The sequence below is a fragment of the Limnoglobus sp. genome (genome assembly GCF_059499385.1).
In genome coordinates, this window is record NZ_JCABYM010000095.1 from 30,250 (window position 1) to 35,309 (window position 5,060).

The window sequence follows — 5,060 nt, forward strand, 5'->3', positions numbered from 1 at the left end:
CCGACCATCGCGGGCCCCCCCCCCGCGGAGGTTCGCCGGGGGGCTACCGCCCCCGGGCGAAAGCCCGCGGACGAACGTCCGCGGGGATGACTAGAACCCGATCCCCTTCGCCTTCGTCTTCACCCGGACCAAGTTATGGTTCGCGCAGATGTACAGCGTGCTGCCGTCGTCGCCGAAGCAGCAGTTGCCGGTCTTGTCGTTCGTCACGATCGTGCCGAGGTGCTTGCCCGCCGGGTCGAACACGAACACCCCGCCGGGGCCGGTCGCCCAGATGTACCCCTGCTGGTCCACCTTCAACCCGTCCGGCAGCCCCGGCTTCTTCGCCTTCACGAGGTCGGTCGTGTCGAACAGTTGCTTGCCGTCGCCGAGCGTGCCGTCGTCTTTCACCGGGAAGCTCATCCAGATCGCCTTCTCCGGGTCGGAGTTCGCCACGTACAGCGTCTTCGCGTCCGGCGACAGCGCGATCCCGTTCGGCCGACTCATCGCCTTCGTCAGCAGCGTCACTTCGCCGCTCGGCTTCAGCCGGTAGACGCCCTGGTACTCGAGTTCCTTGCCGGGGTCGTCCATCTGCTTCGGCAGGCCGTAGGGCGGGTCCGTGAAGTACAGGTCGCCGTTCGGGTGGAACACGAGGTCGTTCGGGCTGTTCAACCGCTTGCCCATGTACTTGTCGGCGAGTGTGACGAACTTGCCGTCCACCAACTTCGCCACCCGCCGGTCGCCGTGCTGGCAGAGGACCAACTCGCCGGCCTTGTTGAACGTCAGCCCGTTCGAGCCGGGTTCGTACCCGGTGAACTTCTCCGTGCCGGTGTACCCGCTCGGCTTCAGGAACTCGTGCAACCCGTCCTTCTCGGACCACCGGTGGACGCGGTTGTTCGGGATGTCGCAGAACAACACCTGGTTGTTCTTCTTGTCCCACACCGGCCCCTCGGACCAGGTGAACCCGGCCGCCAGCTCCTCGACCTTCGCGTCCTTCGGCACGAGTTCGTCGAACTTCGGGTCCTTCCGCTCGAACGCCCGCGGCGGGGCGGGCTGTTGCTTGTCCTCGGCCAACCCGTGGAGGCCGAGCGGGGCGAGGGCGGCGATGCCGAGGAACGTCTTCAACACGGTCCGACGCGACATGGGTGGGAACTCCGGGGGAGCCGGGGGGCGGAATCGACCGGCGGCGAGTGTCATCGTAACGCGAATGCCGGCCGCGACAAGCGGATTCCGACGGCCCGGAACGGCCCTCCCGGCCGGCGAGACCGCCACCGCCGCCACCGCCACGGGTGGCCCCCCGTGGCGGAATCGCCACCTGGGTTGACGCGACACCTATAATGACTTTTTGTTCACATGTCGGACGCACGCGCGGACATCGGGAAAAGGCCGGGTTCCAGTGGACGCCGGGGCCAGGAATGTTAAGATCGCAACACTTTCCCGACTCGCAATAACCGCCGACCGGACGGGCCTCACCGCGCCGCGTCCATTTCATCCGAGGGAACTCCATGCGTGACGAGTACAAGATTATGGCCGTGGCCTGGGTGCTCGTGAGCATCTGGGTGGCGTTCGTGATCTTCGCGAATCGGAAGGTCCACCCGCGGGCCTTGTTCCTCCTATTCCTCGTCGAGCTTTGGGAGCGGTTCAGCTATTACGGGATGCGGGCGCTGCTCGTCTTGTACCTCACGTCCGTGACGACGAAGGGCGGGTTCGGGTTCCCCGAGAAGTCCGCCTACGGCATCTACGCCGCCTACGGCGCACTCGTGTACCTGACGCCGCTGCTGGGCGGGTTCCTTTCGGACAAAATCCTCGGCTTCCGCAAGTCGATCATCTGGGGCGCGATGCTGATGGCGGCCGGGCAGTTCACCCTCTCGCAGAGTGCCGGCAACGACATCATCCTTTACACCGGCCTCGCCCTGCTCGTCATCGGGAACGGGTTCTTCAAGCCGAACATCTCCAGCCTGATCGGGAAGTTCTACGCCCAGGGCGACCCGCGGCGGGACGGGGCGTTCACCATCTTCTACATGGGGATCAACATCGGCGCGTTCCTGACGCCGCTGACGTGCGGCACGATCGGCGAGTTGGAAGGCTGGGGGTACGGGTTCTTGTGCGCGGGGATCGGGATGGTGCTGGGGTTGTGCATCTTCTTGTACACCGCGAACAGCGGCGTCCTGGAGCAGCACGCGGACCCGCCGGCCGAGGCCGCGGGCAAGCAAATTTTCGGCTTCCCGGCCGAGTTCGCCATTTACGCCGGCACGTTCTTGCTCGTCCCCATTGCCGGGCTGTTGATTCACAAGAACGACGTGATGGACTTGCTGCTGATCGTGGTCGGGTTGGCCGCCGTCGGGTACATGCTGTACCTCTCGTTCCAGTACCCCCGCGAGGAGCGGCAGCGGATTTGGGTCATCATCGTGCTGCTCGTCTTCACGGCCGTGTTCTGGACGTTCTTCGAGCTGGCCGGCAGCGCGCTCAACCTGTTCACCGAAAAGAACGTCGAGAAGAGCCTGTTCGGCCAGACGCTCGCGACGAGTAACTTCCAGGCGGCGAACGCGTTCTTCATCATGCTCTTCGCGCCGGTGTTCTCGGTGATGTGGATCAAACTCGCCCAGAGCGGGTGGGAGCCCGCCGCCCCGGTCAAGTTCGCGTTCGGCCTGTTACTGCTCGGCGCGGGGTTCCTCGTCCTGAACCTCGGCAAGGCCGCGGCCGTCGGCGGGATCATGCCGGCGATGTTCCTGATCCTGCTGTACTTGCTGCACACGCTCGGCGAACTCGCGCTGTCGCCGGTCGGCCTGTCGCTGGTGACGAAACTCGCCCCGGCGAAGATCGTCGGGTTCATGATGGGGTTCTGGTTCCTGTCGTCGGCCATCGCGCACCAGGCCGGGAAGTGGATCGCGAACGAGACGGCCGCGGCCCCGGACGCCACGCCGGAGCAAACGCTCGACCTCGCGCTCGGCGTGTTCAACAACGTCGGGCTGTTCGCTCTTGGGTCGGGCGTGTTGTTGCTGGCTCTCTCGCCGATCATCAAGAAGTGGATGCACGGGATCAAGTAGCCGAAGCCGCGCCTTCCATTTCGCATTTTTCATTTTGAACTTTGCATTGGTCCAATCTTTTCGGACCAATGCAAAGTGCGAAATGAAAAATGCGAAACTCAATACCGCCGCACGCTCGGGTCCACGAGCACGCTCCACGCCTCGATCCCGCCGCTGAGAGATGCCACGGCCGTCAGCCCGGCGTGCAGCAGCACGGCCGCCCCGCTCAGGCTCCGCACCCCGTGGTGGCAGTACACCACCACCAGCGCCCCCGGCGGCGGCTCGACCTCGTCGAGTCGGCCCGGCAACTCCGGCAGCGGGATCAGCGTGCTGTCCGGCAGGTGGCAGTACGCGTGCTCGTTCGGCTGCCGCACGTCCAGCAGGTAGACCGGCTCCCCGGCGTCGAGCTTCGCCTTCAATTCCGTCGGGTGAATCTGTGGGATCATGCCTGCGTTATATAGCCGCCGGCTTGCCGGCGGGGTTTTGGGGATCGCAGAACCCCGCCGGCAAGCCGGCGGCTATATAGTTCAGGTTCGTTCAGTGATGTCGGGTAGCCCCAGCTTCTGTAAGTACTCGCGCTCCTTGACGCGCATCTGCCGCTCGGCCTTCGCGGTCGTGTCGTCGTACCCGCACAGGTGCAGGCAGCCGTGGATGACGTACAGAATCAGCTCCCGGTCCGCCGCGTGCCCGCGGTCCGCGGCGTACTCGGCCGCGATCTCGTACCCGATGACGATCTCGCCCTCCAGCTTCTTCGCCTTGCGGTCGGAGTAGGGAAAGGTAATCACGTCCGTCGGCTCGTCGTGGTTCAGGAACTGCTTGTTCAGCCGGTGGATGTGCGGGTTGTCCACGAACGCGACCACGACCTTCGCGGCCGCCACGCCCTCGCCCTCCAGCACGGCCTTCGCCGCGGCTTTCAGGGCCTGGAAGTCGAGCGGTTGCTCGTAAGGGTTGGCCACGGAGATCGAAATCATTCCCGCATTTTATGAAACCGACCGGACGATTTTCTTCACCCCTTCTATAACGCTTGCATCCTCTCCCGGACCCGACCCATCGCGGCCGTGCCCCCCGGCCGCTGCGACGCGCCGCGCAGGGAACGGTCCCCACTAAACCTTCGGGGCTAGCCCATCTCTTCCGGAGACTTTGCCGAAATGTCAGCCACCGCTCGCCAGCAAGCGATCCAGACGATCGCCACGACCACGCACCAACTCAACCGGATCACGTTCAAGGAAAAGTCCCTGAAGGACCTGTTCGGGTCGAACGTGTTCAACGAGGCGGAGCAGAAGGCCCGGCTGCCGAAGCCGATCTTCAAGGCCCTCCAGAAGACGATCAAGCAAGGGGCGCAGCTCACCGACCCGGCCATCGCCGACGCCGTCGCCAGCGCCATGAAGGACTGGGCCATCGAGCACGGGGCCACCCACTACACCCACCTGTTCCAGCCGCTCACCGGCCTGACGGCCGAGAAGCACGACTCGTTCCTCTCCCCGTCCGGCGACGGCACGGCGATGGCCGAGTTCAGCGGCAAGGAGTTGGTGAAGGGCGAGCCGGACGCCAGCTCGTTCCCGAGCGGCGGGACGCGGTCCACGTTCGAGGCCCGCGGGTACACCGGCTGGGACCCGACCAGCCCGGCGTACATCCGCGAGACGCCCAACGGGACCACGCTCGTCATCCCGACCGTGTTCGTGTCGTGGACGGGGGAAGCCCTCGACAAGAAGGTCCCGCTGCTCCGCAGCATGGAAGCCCTGTCGGCGCAAGCCCTCCGCATCGTCCGGCTGTTCGGCAACACCGACGCGAAGAAGGTGTTCACGACGGTCGGCCCGGAGCAGGAATACTTCCTGATCGACAAGAACTTCTTCTACGCCCGGCCCGACCTGATTAACTGCGGCCGGACGCTGTTCGGGGCGAAGCCGCCGAAGGGCCAGGAACTGGAGGACCAGTACTTCGGCACGATCCCGGAGCGGGTCATCGCGTGCATGGCCGACTGCGAAGCGGAAATGTTCAAGCTCGGCATCCCGGTCAAGACCCGGCACAACGAGGTCGCCCCGAGCCAGTACGAGATCG

5 protein-coding genes are annotated in these 5,060 nt (G+C 65.1%); 2 read left to right on the top strand and 3 right to left on the bottom strand.

Annotation, left to right across the window (positions count from 1 at the left end; genetic code table 11):
* Positions 1–90: 90 nt before the first annotated feature.
* Positions 91–1,119, bottom strand: a complete 1,029-nt coding sequence (locus AC5JJ2_RS17145) for an SMP-30/gluconolactonase/LRE family protein (protein WP_495859238.1) — start codon at positions 1,117–1,119, stop codon at positions 91–93.
* Between the two features lie 362 nt (positions 1,120–1,481).
* Between AC5JJ2_RS17145 and AC5JJ2_RS17150 the strand changes: the two genes are divergently transcribed.
* On the top strand, positions 1,482–3,023 hold the full coding sequence (locus AC5JJ2_RS17150; RefSeq protein WP_495859239.1) for a peptide MFS transporter: 1,542 nt from the start codon (positions 1,482–1,484) through the stop codon (positions 3,021–3,023).
* A gap of 98 nt (positions 3,024–3,121) precedes the next feature.
* Here the strand turns inward: AC5JJ2_RS17150 and AC5JJ2_RS17155 are convergent, their stop codons facing one another.
* Positions 3,122–3,448, bottom strand: coding sequence for a rhodanese-like domain-containing protein (locus AC5JJ2_RS17155; RefSeq protein ID WP_495859240.1), 327 nt, complete (start codon positions 3,446–3,448; stop codon positions 3,122–3,124).
* An 81-nt stretch (positions 3,449–3,529) separates the two neighbouring features.
* Positions 3,530–3,973 (bottom strand): rRNA maturation RNase YbeY, encoded by a 444-nt coding sequence (ybeY, locus tag AC5JJ2_RS17160; protein ID WP_495859241.1) that lies wholly within the window; start codon positions 3,971–3,973, stop codon positions 3,530–3,532.
* A 177-nt stretch (positions 3,974–4,150) separates the two neighbouring features.
* Here ybeY and AC5JJ2_RS17165 point away from each other — a divergent pair.
* A partial coding sequence (locus AC5JJ2_RS17165) for a glutamine synthetase III domain-containing protein (protein ID WP_495859242.1) occupies positions 4,151–5,060 on the top strand: 910 nt, incomplete at its 3' end.